The organism is Phascolarctobacterium succinatutens (assembly GCF_023497905.1).
GTDB lineage: Bacteria > Bacillota > Negativicutes > Acidaminococcales > Acidaminococcaceae > Phascolarctobacterium_A > Phascolarctobacterium_A succinatutens.
Map to the genome: position 1 here is coordinate 56,078 of NZ_CP097284.1, position 22,665 is coordinate 78,742.

The following is a 22,665-nucleotide window of genomic DNA, read 5'->3' on the forward strand; positions in this document are numbered from 1 at the left end:
TGGACAGTTTTCAAGAAAAATACTAGAATTGGACAGCTTTCTTTTGGTCAATCCCTAAAAATGGACACTTTTTTCTTTTCCTTGGTCTTAAATCGTTTTTGAGCGACTTTTTCCCAAACTGTATGTTATACTATGGATAAAAGGCGGAGGTGCTCAAAATGGCTGTAAAGCGCTTTACTGAAGAGGAAATGGAGCTGTTACGTAAGAATCCATACACCTACAGAGTAACTTATAACATGTTATTATTGACGGTAGAGTTTAAGGAGAAATTTTGGAAACTTTACCTTCAAGGTTTTTCACCAGTGTCTATTTTTAAGGAGTTAGGATATGACCCTAATATTTTAGGTGCTTACAGAATAAACAACTTCACTTTTAAGCTAAAGAAGGCAATGGAATCTGGAAAACCTCTCACTCAGGGAGTTGGTGGTGAAGTAAAGCCTCCACCTAAGAATAAAAATTATAGCGATTTGCCATTCGAGGCAGCGATAGCATCTATGCAGTACGAACTCTCATATCTTAGACAGGAGGTAGATTTCTTAAAAAAGCTGTGCTCTTTGGACAAATCAGACTAGCACGTGAAATATCTCTTGGGTTGTCGAATAGAAAATTTCAATTGATTCATGATTTAGTATCTAAGCCAGATAATCAATTGAAAGTGTCCCATTTATGTAAACTCGCTCATGTTACTAGATCTGGATACTATAATTGGTTAAGCAATATGGATTCCCGTAATGAACATGAACAGAAGGATAGAGCAGATTTTAGTAAAATTCTTGAGGCATATAAATTTAAGGGCTATGACAAAGGCATTCGCGGCATCCATATGAGGTTGTTACATTTGGAGAAGCCAGTGCTGATGAATCTTAAAAAGATAAGGCGGCTAATGGTAAAGTACAATTTGAGATGCCCAATTAGAAAGCCAAATCCATACAGGCAAATGGTAAGAGCTTTGAGAACCAATAAGGTTGCTCCTAATCTTTTGAACCGGGAATTTAAAGAACATGGACCTAGAAAAGTATTGTTAACAGATATAACTTACATACCATTAAATGATAAATACTGTTATTTATCTACAATTCTAGACTCCTATACAATGCAAGTATTAGGATATTGTCTGAGTGATTCTCTGGCAATAGATTTTGTGTTGGAAACTGTTAATATGGTACTAGCAAAGCATGGTAATGAAATCTCTAGTGAAACTATAATTCATTCCGACCAGGGTTCACACTATACAAGTTATAAATTTATGCAGTTAGTCCATGATGCTAATCTTAGGCAATCCATGTCAAGAAGAGGAAATTGTTGGGATAACGCACCACAAGAGAGCTTTTATGGACACATGAAGGACGAAATACATATATCTAAATGCAAAGACTTTGAGGCCTTAAGAGCTGAAATAGATAGGTGGATGGATTACTACAATAACGATAGGTACCAGTGGAAGTTAGCCAAGCTATCCCCAAACGAGTATTATGAGTATGTAAAAACAGGCCTTTACCCATTGAGGATATTTTAATAAAAACTAAGAAGCAGCGGTTCCGGCAGGAACTGCTGCTTCTCTCTTTCTCTTAAAAATGTCCTTGACAAAGGGTACGGTTTATTATTACGTGGCGTTAGGCAGTGTGGTAAAACATATATTGTCCGAGAGTTTGGTAAGCGTGAATATAAAAATTTTATAGAGATAAATTTTATTGAGCGACCTGATATGCAGGCTGTATTTTCCGGAAATCTTGATGTTGATAACATGGTTCAGCAAATTAAACTTAGTATGCCGGGTTGTCAATTTATTCCCGGTGAAACGCTTTTGTTTTTGGATGAAATTCAGGATGTTCCTAACGCTAGAACTTCCTTGAAATTTTGGACGCAGGATGGACGTTTTGATTGTATTGCCTCCGGTTCATTGCTGGGCATGGATTACAAAAATGAGGTTTCTATACCTGTCGGATATGAACAGCAGTTAATTATGCGTACTCTTGATTTTGAAGAGTTTATTTGGGCGCTTGGTGCAGAAGTAAATCTCAAGGAGATGCTGGCACCATACGTAGACGGAGCAAAACGAGTTCCTGAGGCTATGCATAATTCTTTAAACAAGTATCTGCAGGAATATATGGTAGTTGGTGGATTGCCTGAGGTAGTTGATACATATATTGCAACGAAAGATTTTTACCAAGTACATCTATTACAGGAAAAAATTCTGCGTGATTATCAGGATGATATTGCTAAATACGCGCTGAATCAGGATAAAATTAAGGCTAAGCAGTGTTTTCTGTCTATCCCGCGTCAGTTAAGCAAAGAAAACCATAAATTTCAGTATTCTGTTGTTGAGAAAAAGGCGACAGCAAGGAAATTTACCAGTAGCTTAGATTGGCTACATAATGCCGGATTAATTGATTTTGCTTATAATGTGAATTCACCTTGGTTCCCATTGAAAGCGCATGTCAAGGAAGATCAATTTAGAGTTTATCTTTGCGACATTGGTCTTTTGGTAGCTATGTATGGTTATCAGTTGAAAATTGCTTTGCTGTCAGATGCGTTGGAAGGACCGGCTAAAGGTGGCATTTATGAAAGTCTTGTTGCCGATATTTTAGCAAAAAGGGGAGAAGAGCTTTATTACTATAAAAAAGAGGATTCAACCTTAGAGATTGAATTTATCTTAGAACGAGATTGTAAGCTTGTGCCTGTAGAAGTTAAAGCCAGGAAGGGCTCGACGCGGTCATTAAATGAGCTGCTTAAAATGGATAATATCGAAAGAGGTTATAAGCTTACAGCACAAAATACCGGTGTTGTTGAGAAAAAGATTACTTTACCTTTGTACATGGCTGCTATTATATAGTCTTGATGAAGCTGTTTTTCTATTATCCTCATGAAATCTGCACTGATTGCATATTTCATGAGGATAGCTTAAAATAGAGTTAAAAAGAATGTTTAAGACACTTAAAAACTGATTGTACAAGTGTTGTAATTCGATTATTGAAGTGGAGAAGCATAAATGTTATCAAATTTTACCCCGCGGGATATTTCCTATGCCTCCCATCTCACTAAGCTGACATGGGGTGATGAGATGGCGCTGACGAATGATGGTTTGAAGAATGTTTTATACGAGGCGATGGTGCGCTATTATTATCGCAGTAAGGCCTTTTCTTTAAAAATGACGGATGAAGAAGGTATGCAGGGATTTTTATTGGCGGCGCCTTTGAGTGAGCGTGATAATTCCCAGTCCTGGTTAAAGCAAAATCTGCAGCATTTTGAGTGCGAGGAGCAGGATCTTGTTTACGATTATCTGCGCTATTTGTCTTACAATGGTCAGAAGGTGAGGGCGTTGGCCAATCCGGAGGATTTGCTGCTGTGCCTGTTTTTGAGCATGAAAAGCGGTGTGGGCAGCAAGCTGCTGTATAATGTGGAGGCGATTGCGCAGAAAAAAGGTGTCAAAAAGCTCTATTTATGGGCAGATGCTACATGTGATTATGAATATTATCGCAAGCGTGGCTATAGCGAAGCGGCGCATTTTACGAATAATATTCTGCCGCAGCTGGGTGCGCAGGAAACGTGGATATACAGCAAGGAGCTGAAGGAGTGACTGTAAATGTTGCATGAAATGAGTGATGCTTTACCGGCTTGTCCGGTAGAAACTACACTGACCTTAATTAGTGATAAATGGAAGGTGCTGATTTTGCGTGACCTTTTGACGGGAACAAAGCGCTTTGGCGAATTGAAAAAATCTTTGGACGGAGTCAGCCAAAAGGTGTTGACATCACAGTTGCGGCAGATGGAAGGCAGCGGCCTGTTGACGCGCAAGGTTTATGCTGAGGTGCCGCCACGTGTTGAATATACGCTTACTGAGCTTGGTTACAGTCTGCAGCCTGTTTTGGAGGCTATGCGTGACTGGGGAGAGGCGTACAAGAAGAGATTTTGAATAAGTAAAAAGGAAAGGACATGCCGATTATAGGACACGTCCTTTCCTTTTTGGTATTTAATTAATGGAGAGTGAATAGAGTAACGGAAAAATGTTAGGTGTACTGAATTAATTAGAATTTGTAGGAATAGTATAAAACAAAGTTTCTGTTTGGAGTAAAGGAACCGCTGCTAGACAGCCAGTCGTCGCGGTCAAGCAGGTTATTGACTAGCAGTTTAACATCGGAGTTTTTGTTGATATGGTAATTCATATTGAAGTTCAGATTCCACATTTGAGGAGCCGGGGTACCATAACTTGGTGTTCTGTCCCAAATATGCTGTACGCTTAAGTTGGAGGAGAAATCTCTGTTTTTGTAGCCGAGCAATGCATTGACATTGTTTCTGAAGTCAACTCTCTTCATAACATTGGATTTTGTTGTTTGCTTAGGATTAGAGAAGGCAAAGCCAAAGTTATAATACCAGTTGTCATCAATGCGTTGTTCATACAGGCCTTCAAAACCAATGTTTTCGAATTTATCGGCATTTACAGGAGTGTAGATATCATCGCCGTTGTATTTATCACCGGTTTTAGTGGAGTAAATTCTGTCTTCGACACGCAGTTTGTATAAGCCTAATTTCAGGGAGCTGTCATCAAATTGTTTTTTCCAGCCGATTTCATAGGTCCAGGCTTTTTCTGGCTTAAGGTCAGGGTTAGGAATGAAGGTATTGCTGTTAGAATTATATTGCTCCTTAATTGTAGGCACCCTGAAGGATTTATTAGCGTTGACGTAAATGCTTTGTGTATCATCCATCTTATAAAGCAATTGAATTTGCGGACACAGCTCGTTTTTCAGGTCTTCAACCATTTGATAGCGTGTGCCTAAGAACAGGTCAAGCTTTTCGGAGAGTGGGATTTCGCCTAAAGCATACAGAGCGGTATTGTTTCTGTTTCTCTTAATGGAGGAATAATCAGCCTCTTCACGGTCAAAAACAATGCCTGCAGTCAGCTTGCTGGCACCAATATCCCATTTGTTTCTCATTTCAGCGCCAAAGTTTTCAACAACATTCTTACTGCTGGATTTAAATTCATTAGTTTGTTTTACCCAGGTTTGACCTTTGAAGTCATGTCTGCGACCATAAGTATTGAAATAAAAGTCATTGTTTTGATAGTTTAAGTTCAATACGTGGAAATCGTAAGTGTTTTTGTTGAAGGTTGTTTTGGCCGGAGTATATTTGTTGAGCCAATCATATTCGTCTAATTGGTTAGTGTACAGATATTGCAGTTTAAGATTATCATTAACCTTGTAATTGAGATTCAGGGAATCCTTAGCGAATTTGTGGCCTACAGTGCTAAGAGTTCTTGTCAGGAAGCCTCTTTTCTGGATTTGGTCACGGCTGTAATTAACGTCAAGATTGCCTGCTTTAACCTCTAAGCTGCCGTAGCGTTTGCCGTCTTTACCAAAACCTGCTGTAATTTTATTACTATTGTTTTCTTTGGTAATAATATTAATAACGCCTGCCATAGCATCAGAGCCATACAAAACGGCACCGGCACCTTTGATAACTTCGACTCTGCTGATGGTGTCGGTATCGAGAGTTTCGAGGTTGGCTGCGCCTTGAGAATTCAAAGGAATGCCATCGACAAGAATAGTTGCGTTTACAGTATTTTTAGCCAGACCTCTGAAGCCGATGGTGCCGCCCATACCTACAGGGGGCGTAATAACGGCACCGGGAACATTAGCCAGCAAATCCATTACGTTGGTAGCACCTAAACGTTCAATGTCCTTTTGCGTAAATACGTTAGTCATAGCAGGAATATGAAGATCCTTTTCTTCATACTTGGTAGCGGTAACCAGCAGAGTATCCAGTGTATACTCTACCGGCTCGGCAGCCATGGCACTGGGAACCATGGACATTAGCAAAGCTGTCATTAATAAACTCTTTTTCATCAAAAAACCTCCTAAGATTTTAATATATTTAAAATTTCATAACAAGATGACGTGATGTAGATAGAACCACAGGAAATATATTTAATGGGCAGTAAAATAACCTTTTTGTTTTTAATGGCTTTTAATTCCGCAAAGCTGGGATCACCGTACATTTCCTTTAATTTGACCTCGCCGCTGGGGAAATAGCCGCCATCGGTCCAATCGATAAGAATGAATACATCGGGATTACATGCAACTACCTGCTCTTTATTTAACACAGTTCCGGGCGGAATATCGTAGCGGTCGGCCATATTTTCAATACCAAGCTTTTGGAAAACGTTACCTAAAAGACTGCCCTTGGTGCTCATAGCACCGCGACTGTTAAAAATCAGGATTTTAGCGTTAGCGTTATGCTTTTCGCTTAGCAGCTTGGCAACATCATCATCAATCTTTTTATTCATGGCAGCAGCTTTGTCTTCTGCCTTTAATACCCTGCCGAAAATATTATGGATTTCCTTAACATCATCCAAGGTTTTAGCATTGGGATAAACAAAGACCTTAACACCGACATTTTCCAACTGACTGATAAAGTCTTCGCCGGTGTTTTGTCTTAAGAAAATTACATCCGGCTGCTGCTTCATAATAAATTCGACATTATATTCAGTACGCAGCTTTACCTTGTTTGCCATATGCATAACGTTGGAAATCTGTTCATCCTCTGCCCATTTGCTTAAAGCGAGGATGCGATTTGGCTCTACCATGTTAACCAAAATTTCGTCAGAGCCGGGATACATAGACATAATACGTGAAGGTGGTTTATCAAACTCTATCTTTTTACCGCGGGCATCTTCTACTACGTAAGATGAATTAGTATCCTTATTTTGAGTATTATTGTTGCTGCAGCCTACGGAAAACACCAGTAATACAAGCATTAGTATGAGCAAAAGCGTGTGCCGTTTAAGTTTCTCCATTACTTTCAACTCCACTTCCTTAAATTCCAATCGAGTCATATAAACATAACGTTTCATATTGAAGCAATTCTTAATTTCTGATATTATAATAGATACTACACCTTATAGTAACTATAAAGTCAATAGGAGAATATATCAAAATGAATGAAAAGTCACATTATTTATATGCACGTGAGCTGGCAGAGCTGTATGATATTTCGAAGCAGACCCTTATTTTTTACGATAATATTAATCTGCTCAAACCGGCTTTTGTGGGCAGTAATGGCTATAGGATGTATTCTTTTAAGCAGTTCTTTATCCTGGGTATTATTCTTGATTTAAAAAATATTGGCTTACACCTATCTGATATTCAAGATTTTATCAATAACCGTAATGCGGAATCTTTGGTACCCTTGCTTTGTAAGCAGATAAAAAATCTGGAAAAGAAGCGTGTGATGATAGATCGTTTATGCGGTCAAATCCAAAATGAAATCAGCAGGCTTAATGGCCATTCTGATATCAGGCTTAATGAAATATCATTATCTTACCTGGATGCTGAAAATTTGATTTTAAGTGATGAAATCTGCTTTTGTAAATCATTGAAGGATCGTTTTATAGCAAGTGCAGAGGTGCTTAAGATTGCTTCTGAAGATGATTGCCTGAGGAGTCTTTTAGATGCAGGTTTTCTTTTTGAGCTGGATAGTCTTGAAGAAGAACCGAAATACTATAAACTTTTTGCCAAAGCAGCTGTCAGCAAGACTAATTTTCAACGTCCCAGGAATATTTATCTGCAAATGTATGTAAACTATACCTTTCAGAATGCTTTGCAGCTTGCAGCACCGGCTATTAATGAGTTTTGCCAGACACTCAATATAAAATTGGGTAAACAGGTATATATACGCCCGATAAAAAACTATTGGACTTCGGATACTATGGATACCTTTATTTCTAAAATTGAAATTCCGGTTATAATCTGAAGCTATACAAATAAGATATAAAAGTTGTTAATTAAAACCGATATAAGCAAAAACACCACCTGCAAACGCAAGTGGTGTTTTACAATATATGGGGAATAAGAAGAAAACTTTTTACAGACGGCTTACATGGCCGATGAAATAATGGCCCCAGGAAACATGCGCCAATGCTTCCATGGTCAGCAGGCTGAGGCTGAGCATAATGATGAAGAGCAGCGGATAAAAGCAGAGCTGTTGCGGTGACATGTGCAGCAGTGTAAGCAGCTCGCTGCCGACGTACATATAGATGATGTGAATCAAGAATAAACCGAAGGAATAGTTGCCCAGATACATCATAAAGCGTTTGCTGAGGCTGTCCTGCGATTCCAGAGTGCAGGCGTAACGAAAGAGCATAGCGATGATGATGCTGTACAAAAACAGGTTGAGCGGGAAGCAGACAAATTCCAACAGCGGCAGGATATGCAGATAGTATTTGGCAAACCAGCAGCCACCGATTAAAATCAGATTCAGGATGAAGCCTGTCATCAAAAGAACGTGATGGGTGTCAATCCAGCGCAGCATTTTTTTATGATAGATATAAGCCAGCATACCGAAGGAGAAGTAGGCGATATAACGCAGAAAGGTGGTAATTTCTAACGTTAAGATGACTGCCTGATTGCTGCAGCTGATATTGTTGCAGATTTTCCAGAACAGCTGCAGCAGGATTACCTGAATAATAAAGCGGTGCAGCCTGTGATGCAAGCGGCAACGGTTAAAATAACGCAGCAGCAGCGGATAGATGGCGTAAAAGCCAAACATCGCACGGAAAAAGGCCATATGGACGGCGCTGCTGCCGGTGGCAATAAGGTAGGCTGCCTGCTTGAGCGTGAAGCTGGCGTTGCTGAAAAACCAGGCACCGCCCAGATACAGTAACGAAAACAGCAAATACGGCGAAAGCACCGACAGGAACATCCTGCGGAAGAAGGACCACTTATAATAATCGGCATGGCGATTGTGGCTGATGAACATATATCCCGAAACAAACATTACCAGGGGTACGGCAAAGAGGGAAATAATATCCAGCAGCATTTCGGAAATAGTGACCCATGATTCCGCGTGAGCGTGGCTGAAGTACCAGGTGGTGTGCATCAGCATGACACCCAGAACCACGAAGCCACGTAATAATAGGGGAAAACTCATAGCTTTATACATCTTCTTTCTCTCTAGTAGAGTTATTTTACTACTTTCAATTTTATAGTCAAATAGCGATTAAGCATTTACATTATAACCAAATCGAATATAAAAGGCTGATAAGCTATGACAGATAACATATAAGCATTAATATTATTACTTCTGTACAGGTTGACACTTGACAAAGACAGCGGCAACGCAGATAATTTGAATAGAATATATAACAGATTGAGGAGGATACTGAAATGGAAAAACAGGAATGGCAAGGTTATGTACAGAAGGTAGCAAGCTGTGATTACCCTATACCGTTGAATCTGATAAACGATTATGATGATTGGAAATGCCGCAGCAACGTAGGACGTATGCTGATGATTTTAAAGGATATCGAGGGAGCTATGGCGGTGCTGGCAACCGTAAAGGATGTGCAGCCTGATATGGAGGATGCACCGGAGTTCGGACTCAGTGAGGCAGAGCATAAGGTGCTGTGCCTGCGTGATATTGCCGAAATCGTCTGGCGCCTGACCGGCACCGGTGATGCACCGATTATTTATTTGAATGAAGCATACAGACTGTGCCGTGAGTATAAGAAGGTTTTCCGCAGTGCGGATCGTGGCGCTATCTGGGCGCGCAGACTGGAGCTGCAGCGTTCCTGTGGCGCCGAGGATGCTGCATTGAGCGAGGCGAGAGCAATGCTGGAGGCAGAAAAAGCTGTGGAAGGCGTTAATCCGTACCGTTTCCACGCACTTAAATTTATTGCGGAAAGCATGGCGGGGCAGGGCGATTATGCTAAGGCTGCGTTGCTTTTGGCAGATGCGTATAAATCATTCCCTGTGAACGAGGCTGCCAAGACGGCTCTTGCTGAGGCTGAAGCTGCAGCAGATGCTAAGGAAAGATATGCTATGTATCATCACTGCACCACGATTCAGTACCAGCCGTGGGAGAAGGATAATGTGACGACGCTGGAGGATGTACGCCGCCTGCAGGAGCGCAATTTTGCACGTCGCGAGGCAGCGAAGGCTGCCGGCGAGAAGCCGGATGAAAAGGGTTCTTTTCAAAGTTTAATTAAGTAATTAAAACGAGCGATTAAAAGATTTTGTACGCACTTTTCACGAATCTGTTACAATTAGTAGCAGGTAATAAAAATGTGAGAAGGGATGTACTTATATGAATAAAAACTTTTTAGCTTTAGGCTTAGCTGCAGCTCTGCTGGCACCCCAGGTAGCAGGCGCTGAAGGCTTTGCTATTAACGAATGGTCTGCTGAAGGCGTTGCTATGGGCGGTGCGCGCATGTTTGCTGAAGACGATGCTGCCAACGTGGCTTACAACCCTGCTTCTATCACCAAAGTAAAGGGTGAGGTAATGAAGAGCAGCTACACTTATCTGAGCCCGCACGGCAACTATAAGCTGTATGATGGTGCAGGCAAAGAAATTGAGGACGGTAAAAACGTTGTTCATGCCGGTTGGGCAGTAGGCAGCTACTACGTAAGGCAGATTAATGATAAAGAATGGTTCGGCATCGGTGCTTTCCCGCGCTTTGCCATGGTATCCGAGTTTGAGCGTGCCAGCAAGGCATCTACTAATGCATTTTTCTCTAAACTGAACGGTGTCAGCGTTACTCCGACCTATGCGCACAAGTTCGACAAAAAATGGAGCGCAGCAGTTGGTGCGGAAATCAACTATGTCGGTCTGGAGCTGCAGAAGAATTATTATCATCCGGTTGCTCAAATGAATGTTGGTGCAACGCAGACAGAAGGCGAAAGCTATGCTTTAGGCTGGAATGCTGCTGCCAACTATGCCTTTGATGATAAAAATGAAATCGGTGTAGTTTATCGCAGCCGTATTACTCACTCCTTAGAAGCAGACTTTAAAATGTATCCTGCAAGCGGCGGTAAAATTACTGCTGACGCTTATGGCGTAGTAACTCTGCCGGACAGCTGGGATATCGGTTATAACCATAAATTTGATAAAAAGACTCGCCTGGAATTAAAAGCAACACGTACAAACTGGAGCACCTATGATGCATTGAATATTTCTTTGTCCAATCCCAGTGTTACCGGCGTATTGCCTTCCAATGTAGATTCTGCTAAAAACTGGTCCAACGGCTGGCGTTATGCTATCGGTTTAGAACACAACTTCAGCGATAAGTATGCAGCTATGGCAGGCTTTGCTTTCGATGAAGCTTCTATTCCTTACAATGGCGGTGACTTCATGGTTCCGACCGGTCTGCGTCGTACCTATTCCATCGGTGCCCGTTACAACGATAAGAAACAAACCGTTGCTGTTGCTTTGGGCTGGATGGATGTCGGCAATCTGGATTTTGCAGGTCATGCTACCGATGCTTATAAGAGCGCTCATGCTTACGACAGCTTTACCAAGATTGCTTCTATTTCCTACCAACGTAAATTCTAATTTCATATTTTAGCTTTACCGGAGCTGCTGCACGAAAAAGTGTGGCAGCTCTTTTAATCTGTCTGCTGTTTGTGCTACAATAGGCTTAACAAGGTTATTGGCGAAAGGAGAAATGTAAAATGAAATGTGATTGCGCTAATTGTCCTACATATGCTTGCTACACCAGGGGTGTTAACTGCACAGGCGTGCCCCTGGAGGCTGTCAAGGAAGCCTATACCGAGGAAGAATTGAAGCTTATGCAGGCTGCTGCCTATGTTGAAGGCACGTTCTACAGCAATATCTGCCGTCTGCAGGAAACTGCGGAGTTTGCCAAAGCTATGGGCTACAAAAAGCTGGGCATGTCCTTCTGCATCGGTCTGAATGCGGAAGCACGCTATATTGCTAAATATTTTAAGCAGCAGGGCTTTGAGTTTTACAGCGTATGCTGCAAAAACTGCAGCTTCCCCAAAAAAGAGCTGGGACTGAAGCAGGTTAAGCCGGAGCTGGAGCATGAAGCAATGTGCAATCCTAAATTCCAGGCTAAGTTTTTGGCAGAAAAGGGCGTTGAGCTGTACATTTCCTGTGGCCTGTGCGTTGGACACGATGCTATTTTCAATATGAATGCCGAAGGTCCGGTAACGAATCTGGTAGTTAAGGACCGCCTGCTGGCTCATAATCCGTTGGGCGCTATTTATTCCCGCTACTGGAAGCGTAAGCTGGGAATTATGGACGACGGAGAGGTATAAGATACATTGATTTTTACAGGGAGTAATCTCGGAGAACAATTAAAATTTTCTCTTGGATTACTCCCTGCTAACTTCTTTGTAATTTTCTCGTTAATTGGTGAAAAAATACTCCCTTCCCCGTTGCTTTTTTGTTGCAATTTGATACAATATAATTTACGGAAGGAAGGTACACTAAATGATATTTGATACACATATGCACTGTGATTATTCCTGCGACAGCGAAATGAAATTTGCTGATGCCATCGGCGCAGCCGCTGAGCAGGGGATTGGTATAACGGTTACAGAGCATTGGGATTATGATTATCCGACTAATCCGGAAGCATTTATCTTTGATATAGACGAATATTTTGCGCGTCTGCGGCCGCTGAGCAGCGACAAGGTGCTGATAGGCATTGAAATCGGCATGCAGACACATACTGCGGCTGAGGATAAAAAGGTGGCACAGGCTCATCCGTTTGACTATGTGCTGGCCTCTATCCACTGCATCGGCGGACGTGATTTATACGAGCAGACCTGCTACAAGGGACGCACACGTCAGCAGATTGTAGAAGAATTTTTGCATGATGCGATTACCTGCCTGGAACAGGAGCGAGATTTTGATGCGTTTGCGCATATTGACTATATCTGCCGTTATTGGCCGTATAAGGGAGCGGAGCGTGAGCTGCGTCTGCAGGATGCACCAGAATTATTCGATAAGCTGTTTTTACTTTTGATTGAGCAGAATAAACCTATTGAAATCAATACACGTCGCCTGGATGATGCTGCTGCGGTAGCAGGATTGCTGCCGCTGTACAAGCGTTACCGTGAGCTTGGCGGCAAATACTGCACTCTTGGCAGTGACGCCCATTATAAGGAGCATGTGGGGCGCAGATTGCAGGAGGCGCTGGCGTTGGCAGCGCAGGCAGAACTGACACCTGTTTATTTTAAAGCGAGAAGGATGCAGATTATGGAGGGGTTAAAATGAAATGCGTGCGTTTTGAGGATTTACGGACAGGCAACAAGCGTATAGGCTTTATTGACGGCGATGTTATCCGTTGCGTATATGGTTCGCTGGAAACATATTGGCAGATAACTGATGAAACCTTTGCTATGCGTGATGTACGCTTGCTGGCACCCTGCGTACCGAAGCAGATTATCTGCGTCAGCTTTAATTACCAGAAGCATGCGGCAGAATTCGGTGTAGAAATTCCGCGCGAGCCGAGTATTTTTTCTAAGGCTGCGCATACCGTTGTCGGTACAGGTGCGGATATCATCTGGCCGAAGCAGGTGCAGGAGCTGGCCTTTGGCGCGGAACTGGGTATTGTCGTGAAAAAGAGGATGAAGAATGTTAAGGCAGAAGATGTACCTAAATATATTTTGGGTTATACCTGTGCTAATGATGTTACGGCGCGCGACCTGCAGCGCAAGGAGCGCCAGTGGCTGCGCTGTAAATCCTTTGATACCTTCTGTCCCTTGGGACCTTGGCTGGAAACGGAGCTGGATCCCAGCGATTTATCCATCCGCTCTTATGTCAACGGTGTGCTTAAGCAGGATGCGCGCACGAGCAATATGATTTATAATCCCTACGAAATTCTGGGCTACATCTCTCAGAGCTTTACATTGGATGCCGGTGATCTGATTTTGACAGGTACTCCGGTTGGTGCCGGGCTCTTAAATGAGGGTGATGAAATCACCGTTGAAATCGAGGGTATTGGCAAGATTACCAACAGAGTTGTTATGGAATAAGATTTTACAAGACGTGTGTTGCTGCACGTCTTGTATTTTTTTCCTGATTGTGCTATATTTTGACTGATAAGTCAGTGATATATATTGTAATACCGGACTGATACTGCTGCTCGGGAGAGAGCAGCTAAAGGGGGTTCTTTTTTTATGCTTCAGAATATGACTGAAGGCGCACCATTAAAGCTGATTATTCCCTTTATGGTGCCGCTTCTGATAGGAAATGTTTTTCAGCAGCTGTATAATATTGCCGATATTATTATTGTCGGGCGGACGATTGGCGTGAATGCTTTGGCTGCCGTGGGAGCGGTGTCGCCGCTGTTCATGCTGACGATGGTGCTGACGATTGGTCTCAGCAACGGCTTTACTGTTGTTACGGGACAGCGTTACGGTGCGCAGGATATGCAGGGAATGCGCCGCAGCATTGCTACCTGCGTTGTGTTGAGCTTGTTTTTTGTTTTGCTCATTATGGGGATTATGCATTTGGTTATCGACCCGATGCTGGTGATGATGAATATCCCGCCGGAGCTGATGGAGAATGCTTATGCCTATGTAATGATTATTGTCGACGGTCTGTTGGCGATGATGGCGTATAATCTTTTATCGGGTATTATGCGCTCCTTGGGGGACAGTAAAACACCGCTATACTTTCTTATTGTGTCTTCGATAGTGAATATTATTCTGGCACTTGTTTTCATCATTAGCTTTGGCTGGGGTGTACCGGGCAGTGCGTTTGCCTTGGTTATTGCCCAGGCTTTTTCCGCAGTGCTGTGCGTAATTTATATTTACAAGCGCTTTCCGCAGCTGCATATTCATCGCAGCGACTTTCAATTGGATTGGCCGGAGCTGTGGGCGCATCTGCGTATGGGCCTGCCGATGGCGGTGCAGTTCTCCGTTTTGGGACTTGGTATTATTATCCTGCAGTCAGTTTGCAACAAGTTTGGCAGTGATCAGATTGCCGGCTTTACTACGGCAATGCGCGTAGAGCAGCTGGCGCTGCAGCCGATGATTTCCTTCGGTATTGCTATGGCTGTGTTTACGGCGCAGAATTTCGGTGCTCGCCGCTTTGACCGCATCCGTGATGCGGTGCACCGCTGCTCGCTGCTGACGCTGGCCTTCAGCTTGTTTGCTGCGGTTGTGGTCTTTGCTTTCGGCGAAGAGGTAATCGGAATCTTCCTGGATAATCCGTCACCGACGGTTATGGAGGCCGCACATCTTTATATCTTGTATACCGTGCCTGTTTACTTCTTCCTCAGCCAGATTTGTATTTACCGTAATGCCTGTCAGGGCATGGGCGTAAGCATGATTCCTATGCTTTCGGGTATGGTTGAACTGATAATGCGTTCTATCGCGGCAATATATCTCAGTGTGCCCTTTGGCTATGAGGGCATCTGTATGGCGGAGCCGATTGCATGGATCAGTTGCGCGGTATTTGTTTTTGCAGCCTATCATTATTTTGTGCGTCTGCTGGAAAAGAAATATACACCTGTTAACTGAATACTGAGCAGAAAAAGTCAATTTTTAGAAAATTAAGCTCGACAAAAAATCTTTGGCAAGTTACAATTAAAGTGCAGAGAATACATTTAAGGATGGTGAATGCTATGAAAAAAATCTTGCTGCTTCTGTCGATGCTGATGTTTATTTTTACTGCTACCGTATCGGCGGCCAGCGCTGTTTTTTTGAAAAACCAATGGTATGAACCCAGCGAAGGAACAGCAGAGTACGTCAGAGTATTTACAACGGATAATCCCGATTATTATCGCTATATCAATGACAGATTTGCTTTTGCGATTAATCTCCCGGCAAACTTCAATCAGGCCTTCGAAAGCACTAATGGCGACGGCTGCATTTTTAAGGATGAATACGGATCCAGCTTTACTGTCAGCGGCGGTCATAATATGGGCATGACGCTGGCCGATGAATATGATATGGATATCCAAAATCATCCGTCTGCTGCCTATAAGGCTAAGGGTGATGACTGGTATGTTATTTCCTATCTGGAAAATGACAGGATTTATTACAAAAAGTGCTTTATCAACGGGGAATATTGGAATACCTGGTATTTTGATTATCCTTCCTGGCTGGCAGACAGCTATAATAATAAATGCGCTGCTATCGAGTCTACATTTACACCCGGTTGGAAATCCGGCCGAGCTCTTTACTGATAAGCTGAACGCGTAACGAAAGTTACGCGTTTTTTCTTTATTTATCACGCCTTGTGTGATAAAATTAATATATTATGGGTTAGTATGTACTGCACCTGCTGACCACCGTTAAATGATAGGAGGCGGAGCTGTGACAGCAGAGCAAAATAATATATATGGAACACTTTATTTATGCGCTACACCTATCGGTAATCTTGAGGATATGACACCGCGCGCTTTGCGGATGCTGCAGGAAGCAGATTTGATTGCGGCGGAGGATACACGTCATACGCTGCAGCTTTTAAATCACTTCAACATCAAAGGACGCCTGGTGCGTTATGATGAGCATAGCAAGGATAAGCAGGGAGAATATCTTTTAGGCCAGCTGCTGGAGGGCAAAAATGTTGCGCTTGTAAGCGACGCAGGCTTTCCGGGAATTGCTGACCCCGGTGAGGCCTTGGCGCATGATGCGATTGCTCATGGTATCAGAGTGGTGCCTGTACCAGGTGCCAACGCTGCTTTATGTGCTTTGATTGCCAGCGGTCTGCCGACGTATCCGTTTTTCTTCGGTGGTTTTTTGCCTAAGAGCAAGCGTAACAGACGCGAGCAGCTGGAGCAATGGCAGCATATTCCTGCGACGATTATTCTTTACGAAGCACCGCACAGGATTGTGGAGGTGTTGAAGGATATTCTGAATGCCTGGGGCGACCGTCCTTTGGCGGCAGCACGCGAGCTGACGAAGCTGCATGAGGAATTCTACCGTGGCACGGTCAGCGGCTGTCTGGAATGGCTGGAGGCCAATTCGCCGCGCGGAGAGTTCTGCCTGGTGCTTGGTGCCGGCGACGGTGCTTTCGCTGCAGCCGATGAGGAGCTGGAACCTCTTGACGAGGTGCGCAAGCTGATGGCTGATGGTGTAGATAAGAAGGCTGCCTTGGCGCAGGTAGCAAAAAAACGTAAAATCCCCAAACGGGAGCTATATAATCAACTAATTTCTGAAGGAGATGGGTCTGACAATGACTAAACCGAGTTATTATATTACAACACCAATTTATTATCCGAGTGACAATCTGCATATAGGCCATGCCTATTGCACAACTATCGCTGACAGCCTGGCACGCTTCCACCGCCTGAAGGGTGAGGATGTATTCTTCCTGACCGGCAGTGATGAGCATGGTCTGAAAATCCAACGTAAAGCTAAGGAAAAGGGTGTAACCCCGATTCAGTATGTAGATGCGATTATTGCCAACTTCAAGCTGCTGTGGAAAGAGCTGAATATCTCCAACAATGACTTTATCCGCACCAGTCAGGAGCGTCATCACAAGGTAGTTCAGGATGCACTGCAAAAAATTTATGAGCAGGGCGATATCTATAAGAAAAACTACAAGGGCCTGTACTGCGTGCCCTGCGAATCCTATTGGCTGGAGCGTCAGCTTGATGAAAACCATTGCTGCCCCGACTGCCATCGTCCGGTAGAGGAGATGGAAGAGGAAAGCTACTTCTTTAAAATGAGCAAATACCAAGATTGGTGGCTGCAATTTATCGAAGAACATCCTGATTTCATCCAACCGGCAAGCCGCCGCAACGAAATGATCAATTTCGTTAAGCAAGGTCTGGAGGATTTGTGCATTACCCGTACCACCTTTGACTGGGGCATTCCTGTTCCGTTTGACAAAAAACATGTTGTTTATGTATGGTTCGACGCGCTGCTGAACTATCTGACCGGCATTAAATACGGCACCGATGATGCCTTCTTCCACAAATACTGGCCGGCAAGCCTGCACCTGGTAGGCAAGGAAATCGTGCGCTTCCACACCATTATCTGGCCGATTATGCTGCACGCTATGGGTCTGGAAATGCCGCAAGAGGTTTACGGTCATGGCTGGCTCGTAGTTGACGGCGATAAAATGTCCAAATCTAAGGGCAACGTTATCGACCCGCTGGGCCTGATTGATGAGTTCGGCGCTGATGCTATCCGCTACTTCCTGCTGCGCGAAATCAACCTGGGCAGTGACGGCAACTTCTCCCGTGATGCACTGATTACCCGTGTAAATGCAGATTTGGCTAATGACCTGGGCAACCTGCTGCACAGAACCGTAAGCATGATTGAAAAATATCATGGCGGCATTGTTGCTGATACCGGTGCTAGCGAACCGATTGATGATGAGCTGAAGGCTCTCGTTAAAGAAACCGTAGCTAACTATGTTAAGGCTATGGACAACATGGAAATCAATACTGCAATTAAAGGTGTATGGGCTTTGATCAGCCGCGCCAACAAATATATCGACGAAACCGCTCCGTGGATTCTGGCTAAGGACGAGGCTAAGGCTGACCGTCTGAAGACTGTTATGTATAACCTGGCTGAAACCCTGCGTATCGTAGCTATTTTAATCAGCCCGTATATTCCGACCACCAGCCCGAAAATTTACACTCAGCTTGGCCTGGCTGTGCCTGAGCAGTTCCTGTTGGCTGACGCTGAGTGGGGCGGTCTGGCAAACGGTACTAAGGTTTGCAAAGGCGAGCCTCTGTATCCGCGTATCGAGGTTACCGAAGACGGCGCAACCATCATCGGCGGCAAACGCTATGAGCATAAGGCTGCAGCTCCCGCACCTGCTCCGGCAGAAGAAGTAAAGCCTGCTATGGAACCGATTAAACCGGAAATTGCTTTCCCTGACTTTGAGAAGATTGACCTGCGCGTAGGCAAGGTTCTGGAAGCAGAAAAGGTTAAAAAATCCAAAAAGCTGCTCAAGCTGCAGGTAGAAATCGGTGATGAGGTACGCACTATTGTCAGCGGTATCTCCCAATACTATGAGCCTGAACAGATGGTAGGCAAAAACGTTGTTGTTGTAGCAAACCTGGCACCGGCTAAGCTGATGGGTATCGAATCCTTCGGCATGCTGCTGTGTGCTTCCGACGGACAGGGCAATCTGGCTCTTGTTGACCCGCAAAATCTTGCTTCCGGCAGTCGTGTAAAATAAAAAAAGTGCTTGACGCACTCTGAGATTTAGAGCAGTCACTCTGATACGTTTTGGCGGATGAGGAGTGCCTGCTCTTCGTCTATTAACATATTGTCTTTTGTTTTGGAAGGGGGACTTATCAGTGTCTGAAAAGCTATTTTCGCGCTTGTTTTGGCGACCGTATCTTTGTATAGGCATCAGCATGATCTTAGTGTTGCTCAGCAGCATGGTGCCCTATATCCTGCCGCATGCATGGCTGGGAGAGCATTATCCCGGTTACGATTTTTACATGTTTAAGGGCATGGCCTGGACGCTGAAGATGGCGCTGCTGATTTATTTATATGGCATCGTCTGCATCTTTACGAAGAATTATTTCCCTAAGCTGAGCAGCCTGTGTACTGAAGAGGTGCGCGCGGTGATTACCGGCTACAAGAGCAGCTGGAGCCGCGGCAAGCAGCTGTGTCCTGTTTTTACCTATAAAGTTGGCGATAAGGAATACAGCGAGGCCTTGAACGAAGCCAAGGGAACGAAGGAAAAGAGCGGCGATGTGTTGGAGCGTGGTTTTACGCTGAAGCTGCCGCGTAAAATTATTTATAATCCGCAAAATCCCAAGGAATTTTACCTGCCTGGCTGCGAATATTATTCGCGTAAGGCGGCGGTTTTCCGTTATATTTTGTTCAGCATGCTGCTGTTTTTGCAGCTGTATCTGAACTTTTTTGTGAATGTGAGGTAGATTATGAGCAGAACAGGCTTATGGGATTCGCATGCCCATTTAGATGATGAAGCGTTTAATGAGGACAGAGAGCAGCTGATTGCACAGCTGGAGCAGGATATGGACGGCATCGTCAATCCCGGCTGCGATGCTGCCAGCAGTGCTGTTGCGGTGGAGCTGGCGAAAAAATATCCGTTTATTTATGCGGCGGTTGGCTGGCACCCCGAGAATTTAAAGGGCATTCCTGCCGACTATCTGCAGCAGCTGGCAGAGTGGGCGCAACATCCGAAGGTAGTGGCAATTGGTGAAATCGGTCTTGATTATTACTGGAAGGAAAACGAACCTAAGGAGGTACAGAAGCGTATTTTCTTAGAGCAGGTTGACCTAGCTAAGCAGTTTGATTTGCCGGTGATTATTCATGACAGAGATGCGCACGGCGATATGCTAGAGCTGTTCCAAAAGGAAGTACACGGCGTACAGGCAGTGTTCCACTGCTTCAGCGGGTCGCTGGAAATGGCGAAGGAGCTGGCTAAGCGTGGCTATTACTTTGGCTTCGGCGGTACGTCTACCTATAAGAATGCGAAGAAAGTGCGTGAGGTTATGCAGTATATTCCTAAGGAGCTGCTGCTGTTTGAAACCGACAGCCCTTATCTGACGCCGGTGCCTTTCCGCGGCAAGCGTAATAATCCGGGCTATACGGAATATACGGCGCGTAATGCGGCGCAGGTGCTGGGAATGGAATTTGAAGAGCTGGCGGCAATTGCTACGGCAAATACCAAAAGGTTATTCAAAAAGATAAAATAAGTATAGAGTTGCTTTCAGCAAAAATCAGAGAGGTCTTGTGATGCACGGGCCTCTCTTTTTTGTGCAGGCGTGCGCAGCGTAAAGAATAAATTTGTGCGGATAGCTGCTTTAAAGCTATATCTGCAGTGCTAAATATGTTAAAATATAATAATGTACTAAATTTGTTTAGCTTTGCCGGAGGGAGCAAATAATGAAAGATAAAATTAGCATGCCTTTAATAGAGGCGATGCTGCAATATAAAAGTGAGGACGTCTATCCTCTGCATACTCCTGGACATAAGGGAGGACGCGGCATGCAGCGCTTGCTGCGTCAGGAGCTGGGTGCCAGCGTGCAGATGGACGTGTCGCTGATGAGCGAGCTGGACGATATCCACGAGCCGGAAACCTATATTAAGGAGGCACAGGAGCTGGCGGCGCAAACCTATGGCAGTGATGCCTGCTTTTGGGCAGTCAACGGCACAAGTCAGGCAATTCATGCTATGCTGCTGATAGCACTGAACCCGGGGGAGAAGCTGCTGTTGCCGCGCAATGCGCACCGCAGTGTTGCCGGCGGACTTGTTTTGGGTGGTATAGAGGCAGTTTATCTGCAGCCGGAGTATCAGCCTGAATTCGGAATTCAGATGCAGGTTACTGTGCAGCAGATAGAGGCGGCGCTGGCACAGGACAGCAAAATTAAGGCGGTGCTGCTGACAAGCCCCAATTATTACGGTGTGGCGGCAGATGTGCGGGCGATTGCTGATTGCTGCCATGCGCATAATGCAGTGCTGCTGGTGGATGAGGCGCATGGACCGCATCTTGGCTTCAGTGAACTGTTGCCGCCATCCGCTCTGCAGTGCGGTGCTGATGCCTGTGCTCAGAGTACGCATAAAATTTTGGGCGCGATGACGCAATGCAGTATGCTGCATGTGCAGGGAGCACGTCTTGATTTGCAGCGTGCGGCGGATGTGATGAGCCTTTTGACGACGACAAGTCCCAACTATCTGCTGATGGCATCACTGGATGCTGCCAGAGCGCAGGTGCAGGTCTACGGCAAGGAGATGGCAGCGGCGGCTGTACAGGCTGCTGCCAAGCTGCGCAGCCTGTGTGCCGCCTATAGCGGCCTGCGTGTAATGGAGACGGCAGATTGCGGCGGACTGCAGATGGACAGCACGAAGGTGACAGTCAACTTTGCAGCCTGGGGCTATACCGGCGTAGAGGTTGGTGAGCTTTTCCGTGAGGCAAGAGTTGCTGTTGAGCTTGTAGATGCCTATAATGTACTCTTTTTGGTGACCTATGCAGATGTTACTACGGATTATGACGAGGCGTTGGCAAGAATTGCCGCTGTACTGAATAAAATGCAGGCGCAGAAGCGTGCGCCGCTGCAGTTGGCAGCGGCAGCGAAGGTGCCGCAGACGCAGGCAGTTCTGCCATTGCGCGACGTATTCTATCGTGCGAAAAAAGCGGTACCTTTGGCAGAGGCTGTAGGCAAAATCTGCGGCGAGCAGGTGAGCTTTTATCCGCCGGGAATACCGGTGCTGCTGCCGGGTGAGCTGGTAACGGAAGAGATTATTGCCTACTGCCGCGCGCAGAAGGAGCTGGGGTTGCCGGTAAGCGGACCTGCGGACAGCAGCTTACAAACGATACGTGTTATTGCTGATTGAGGTAAAAAGATGCGAGGATTTTTTATTACATTCGAAGGAATAGACGGAGCGGGTAAAACTACCCAACAGCATTTGGCAGCGCAGGCCTTGCGCGAACAGGGCTATGATGTGCTGGAAAGCCGCGAACCGGGCGGTACACAGCTGGCTGAAAAGGTGCGTGCTTTGGTGCTGGACCCGGAGCTGCCGCTGACAACGGCAACGCAGACGCTGCTGTATCTGGCAGCGCGCAGCGAGCATGTCGACAAGCTGCTGCGTCCGGCGCTGGAAGCAGGTAAGATTATTATCTGTGATCGCTTCAATGATTCAACGCTGGTTTATCAGGGACTGGCGCAGGGCAAGGCTCCGGAGGAGATTGCACAGCTGCGCCGGCTGGGAGCCTTTGCTACCGGTGGCTTGGAGCCTGATTTGACACTTGTTTTTGATGCCGACCCGGCAGAATTATTGGCACGTCGGCAGCAGCGCGGTGTGCAGGACCGTTATGAGCAGCAGGGACTGGAATTTCAGCAGCGCCTGCGTGCAGGCTTTCTGCAGCTTGCCGAGGCAGAGCCGCAGCGCCTGCAGGTGATTGATGCCTTAGGCACGCAGCAGGAGGTTACTGCTAAGGTGCTGCAGGTAATCGGCAGAGTAATCAGCGGAGAGAAATAAA

General features: G+C 45.0%; 22 protein-coding genes and 1 pseudogene. 20 read left to right on the top strand and 3 right to left on the bottom strand.

The window, feature by feature from the left end; translation table 11 throughout:
- Positions 1–158: 158 nt before the first annotated feature.
- The 6 genes and pseudogenes from M5E81_RS00285 to M5E81_RS00305 all read left to right on the top strand — a co-directional run bounded on the left by M5E81_RS00285 (position 159) and on the right by M5E81_RS00305 (position 3,913).
- A complete protein-coding gene (locus tag M5E81_RS00285; protein ID WP_009144403.1) occupies positions 159–572 on the top strand; it encodes an HTH domain-containing protein in 414 nt (137 codons plus the stop codon).
- A complete protein-coding gene (locus M5E81_RS00290; protein WP_050787068.1) occupies positions 548–1,516 on the top strand; it encodes an IS3 family transposase in 969 nt (322 codons plus the stop codon). Before M5E81_RS00285 ends, M5E81_RS00290 begins: the two co-directional genes overlap by 25 nt.
- A gap of 93 nt (positions 1,517–1,609) precedes the next feature.
- Positions 1,610–1,978, top strand: a pseudogene (locus M5E81_RS11295) (AAA family ATPase); the annotation flags it as partial.
- Positions 1,964–2,833: an ATP-binding protein gene (locus M5E81_RS11300; protein WP_336604769.1), complete on the top strand. Its 870-nt coding sequence runs from the start codon at positions 1,964–1,966 to the stop codon at positions 2,831–2,833. The pseudogene M5E81_RS11295 and the gene M5E81_RS11300, both read left to right, overlap by 15 nt.
- A 156-nt stretch (positions 2,834–2,989) precedes the next feature.
- Positions 2,990–3,577, top strand: a complete 588-nt coding sequence (locus tag M5E81_RS00300; protein ID WP_249747575.1) for a GNAT family N-acetyltransferase — start codon at positions 2,990–2,992, stop codon at positions 3,575–3,577.
- A gap of 6 nt (positions 3,578–3,583) precedes the next feature.
- The gene (locus tag M5E81_RS00305; protein ID WP_249747576.1) at positions 3,584–3,913 is read left to right on the top strand and encodes a winged helix-turn-helix transcriptional regulator; all 330 of its coding nucleotides are present in this window, start codon (positions 3,584–3,586) and stop codon (positions 3,911–3,913) included.
- Between the two features lie 112 nt (positions 3,914–4,025).
- Here the strand turns inward: M5E81_RS00305 and M5E81_RS00310 are convergent, their stop codons facing one another.
- Both M5E81_RS00310 and M5E81_RS00315 read right to left on the bottom strand, forming a co-directional pair.
- Positions 4,026–5,840 carry a TonB-dependent receptor plug domain-containing protein gene (locus M5E81_RS00310; RefSeq protein WP_249747577.1) on the bottom strand — a complete coding sequence of 605 codons (1,815 nt, stop codon included), beginning with the start codon at positions 5,838–5,840 and terminating at the stop codon, positions 4,026–4,028.
- 11 nt (positions 5,841–5,851) lie between these two features.
- A complete protein-coding gene (locus M5E81_RS00315) occupies positions 5,852–6,790 on the bottom strand; it encodes an ABC transporter substrate-binding protein (RefSeq protein WP_249747578.1) in 939 nt (312 codons plus the stop codon).
- Between the two features lie 140 nt (positions 6,791–6,930).
- Here M5E81_RS00315 and M5E81_RS00320 point away from each other — a divergent pair, with 140 nt between their 5' ends.
- Positions 6,931–7,746, top strand: a complete 816-nt coding sequence (locus tag M5E81_RS00320) for a MerR family DNA-binding transcriptional regulator (RefSeq protein ID WP_249747579.1) — start codon at positions 6,931–6,933, stop codon at positions 7,744–7,746.
- Between the two features lie 111 nt (positions 7,747–7,857).
- Here the strand turns inward: M5E81_RS00320 and M5E81_RS00325 are convergent, their stop codons facing one another.
- Positions 7,858–8,922, bottom strand: a complete 1,065-nt coding sequence (locus tag M5E81_RS00325) for an acyltransferase family protein (RefSeq protein WP_249747580.1) — start codon at positions 8,920–8,922, stop codon at positions 7,858–7,860.
- A 236-nt stretch (positions 8,923–9,158) separates the two neighbouring features.
- Between M5E81_RS00325 and M5E81_RS00330 the strand changes: the two genes are divergently transcribed.
- The 13 genes from M5E81_RS00330 to tmk all read left to right on the top strand — a co-directional run bounded on the left by M5E81_RS00330 (position 9,159) and on the right by tmk (position 22,664).
- Complete coding sequence (locus M5E81_RS00330) at positions 9,159–9,983, top strand: hypothetical protein (RefSeq protein WP_249747581.1); 825 nt, start codon at positions 9,159–9,161, stop codon at positions 9,981–9,983.
- 94 nt (positions 9,984–10,077) lie between these two features.
- The gene (locus M5E81_RS00335) at positions 10,078–11,322 is read left to right on the top strand and encodes an OmpP1/FadL family transporter (RefSeq protein WP_249747582.1); all 1,245 of its coding nucleotides are present in this window, start codon (positions 10,078–10,080) and stop codon (positions 11,320–11,322) included.
- 119 nt (positions 11,323–11,441) lie between these two features.
- Positions 11,442–12,047 (top strand): DUF1847 domain-containing protein, encoded by a 606-nt coding sequence (locus tag M5E81_RS00340; RefSeq protein ID WP_249747583.1) that lies wholly within the window; start codon positions 11,442–11,444, stop codon positions 12,045–12,047.
- A gap of 175 nt (positions 12,048–12,222) precedes the next feature.
- Complete coding sequence (locus tag M5E81_RS00345; RefSeq protein WP_249747584.1) at positions 12,223–13,011, top strand: histidinol-phosphatase HisJ family protein; 789 nt, start codon at positions 12,223–12,225, stop codon at positions 13,009–13,011.
- On the top strand, positions 13,008–13,772 hold the full coding sequence (locus M5E81_RS00350) for a fumarylacetoacetate hydrolase family protein (protein WP_249747585.1): 765 nt from the start codon (positions 13,008–13,010) through the stop codon (positions 13,770–13,772). Before M5E81_RS00345 ends, M5E81_RS00350 begins: the two co-directional genes overlap by 4 nt.
- 144 nt (positions 13,773–13,916) lie before the next feature.
- Positions 13,917–15,263: an MATE family efflux transporter gene (locus M5E81_RS00355; protein WP_249747586.1), complete on the top strand. Its 1,347-nt coding sequence runs from the start codon at positions 13,917–13,919 to the stop codon at positions 15,261–15,263.
- A 104-nt stretch (positions 15,264–15,367) separates the two neighbouring features.
- A complete protein-coding gene (locus M5E81_RS00360) occupies positions 15,368–15,931 on the top strand; it encodes a hypothetical protein (RefSeq protein WP_040564430.1) in 564 nt (187 codons plus the stop codon).
- 112 nt (positions 15,932–16,043) lie between these two features.
- Positions 16,044–16,931 (top strand): 16S rRNA (cytidine(1402)-2'-O)-methyltransferase, encoded by an 888-nt coding sequence (rsmI, locus tag M5E81_RS00365; RefSeq protein ID WP_417578259.1) that lies wholly within the window; start codon positions 16,044–16,046, stop codon positions 16,929–16,931.
- Positions 16,924–18,885 carry a methionine--tRNA ligase gene (metG, locus tag M5E81_RS00370; protein ID WP_249747588.1) on the top strand — a complete coding sequence of 654 codons (1,962 nt, stop codon included), beginning with the start codon at positions 16,924–16,926 and terminating at the stop codon, positions 18,883–18,885. Before rsmI ends, metG begins: the two co-directional genes overlap by 8 nt.
- A gap of 121 nt (positions 18,886–19,006) precedes the next feature.
- A complete protein-coding gene (locus M5E81_RS00375) occupies positions 19,007–19,597 on the top strand; it encodes a hypothetical protein (RefSeq protein ID WP_249747589.1) in 591 nt (196 codons plus the stop codon).
- A 3-nt stretch (positions 19,598–19,600) separates the two neighbouring features.
- A complete protein-coding gene (locus M5E81_RS00380) occupies positions 19,601–20,380 on the top strand; it encodes a TatD family hydrolase (RefSeq protein WP_009144418.1) in 780 nt (259 codons plus the stop codon).
- A gap of 190 nt (positions 20,381–20,570) precedes the next feature.
- Positions 20,571–22,019, top strand: a complete 1,449-nt coding sequence (locus M5E81_RS00385; RefSeq protein ID WP_009144417.1) for an aminotransferase class I/II-fold pyridoxal phosphate-dependent enzyme — start codon at positions 20,571–20,573, stop codon at positions 22,017–22,019.
- A 9-nt stretch (positions 22,020–22,028) separates the two neighbouring features.
- Positions 22,029–22,664: a dTMP kinase gene (gene tmk, locus M5E81_RS00390; RefSeq protein WP_009144416.1), complete on the top strand. Its 636-nt coding sequence runs from the start codon at positions 22,029–22,031 to the stop codon at positions 22,662–22,664.
- The last annotated feature ends 1 nt before the right edge of the window (position 22,665 follow it).

What these genes read in the sequence shown, in the direction of transcription:
- M5E81_RS00315 (WP_249747578.1), bottom strand. Translation starts at nt 6,790, where the DNA reads ATGGAGAAACTTAAACGGCACACGCTTTTGCTCATACTAATGCTTGTA.
- M5E81_RS00350 (WP_249747585.1), top strand. Translation starts at nt 13,008, where the DNA reads ATGAAATGCGTGCGTTTTGAGGATTTACGGACAGGCAACAAGCGTATA.
- M5E81_RS00285 (WP_009144403.1), top strand. Translation starts at nt 159, where the DNA reads ATGGCTGTAAAGCGCTTTACTGAAGAGGAAATGGAGCTGTTACGTAAG.
- M5E81_RS00385 (WP_009144417.1), top strand. Translation starts at nt 20,571, where the DNA reads ATGAAAGATAAAATTAGCATGCCTTTAATAGAGGCGATGCTGCAATAT.
- M5E81_RS00305 (WP_249747576.1), top strand. Translation starts at nt 3,584, where the DNA reads ATGTTGCATGAAATGAGTGATGCTTTACCGGCTTGTCCGGTAGAAACT.
- M5E81_RS00360 (WP_040564430.1), top strand. Translation starts at nt 15,368, where the DNA reads ATGAAAAAAATCTTGCTGCTTCTGTCGATGCTGATGTTTATTTTTACT.
- M5E81_RS00320 (WP_249747579.1), top strand. Translation starts at nt 6,931, where the DNA reads ATGAATGAAAAGTCACATTATTTATATGCACGTGAGCTGGCAGAGCTG.
- M5E81_RS00355 (WP_249747586.1), top strand. Translation starts at nt 13,917, where the DNA reads ATGCTTCAGAATATGACTGAAGGCGCACCATTAAAGCTGATTATTCCC.
- tmk (WP_009144416.1), top strand. Translation starts at nt 22,029, where the DNA reads ATGCGAGGATTTTTTATTACATTCGAAGGAATAGACGGAGCGGGTAAA.
- rsmI (WP_417578259.1), top strand. Translation starts at nt 16,044, where the DNA reads ATGATAGGAGGCGGAGCTGTGACAGCAGAGCAAAATAATATATATGGA.
- M5E81_RS00310 (WP_249747577.1), bottom strand. Translation starts at nt 5,840, where the DNA reads ATGAAAAAGAGTTTATTAATGACAGCTTTGCTAATGTCCATGGTTCCC.
- M5E81_RS00300 (WP_249747575.1), top strand. Translation starts at nt 2,990, where the DNA reads ATGTTATCAAATTTTACCCCGCGGGATATTTCCTATGCCTCCCATCTC.
- metG (WP_249747588.1), top strand. Translation starts at nt 16,924, where the DNA reads ATGACTAAACCGAGTTATTATATTACAACACCAATTTATTATCCGAGT.
- M5E81_RS00335 (WP_249747582.1), top strand. Translation starts at nt 10,078, where the DNA reads ATGAATAAAAACTTTTTAGCTTTAGGCTTAGCTGCAGCTCTGCTGGCA.
- M5E81_RS00345 (WP_249747584.1), top strand. Translation starts at nt 12,223, where the DNA reads ATGATATTTGATACACATATGCACTGTGATTATTCCTGCGACAGCGAA.
- M5E81_RS00340 (WP_249747583.1), top strand. Translation starts at nt 11,442, where the DNA reads ATGAAATGTGATTGCGCTAATTGTCCTACATATGCTTGCTACACCAGG.
- M5E81_RS11300 (WP_336604769.1), top strand. Translation starts at nt 1,964, where the DNA reads ATGCGTACTCTTGATTTTGAAGAGTTTATTTGGGCGCTTGGTGCAGAA.
- M5E81_RS00330 (WP_249747581.1), top strand. Translation starts at nt 9,159, where the DNA reads ATGGAAAAACAGGAATGGCAAGGTTATGTACAGAAGGTAGCAAGCTGT.
- M5E81_RS00325 (WP_249747580.1), bottom strand. Translation starts at nt 8,922, where the DNA reads ATGAGTTTTCCCCTATTATTACGTGGCTTCGTGGTTCTGGGTGTCATG.
- M5E81_RS00380 (WP_009144418.1), top strand. Translation starts at nt 19,601, where the DNA reads ATGAGCAGAACAGGCTTATGGGATTCGCATGCCCATTTAGATGATGAA.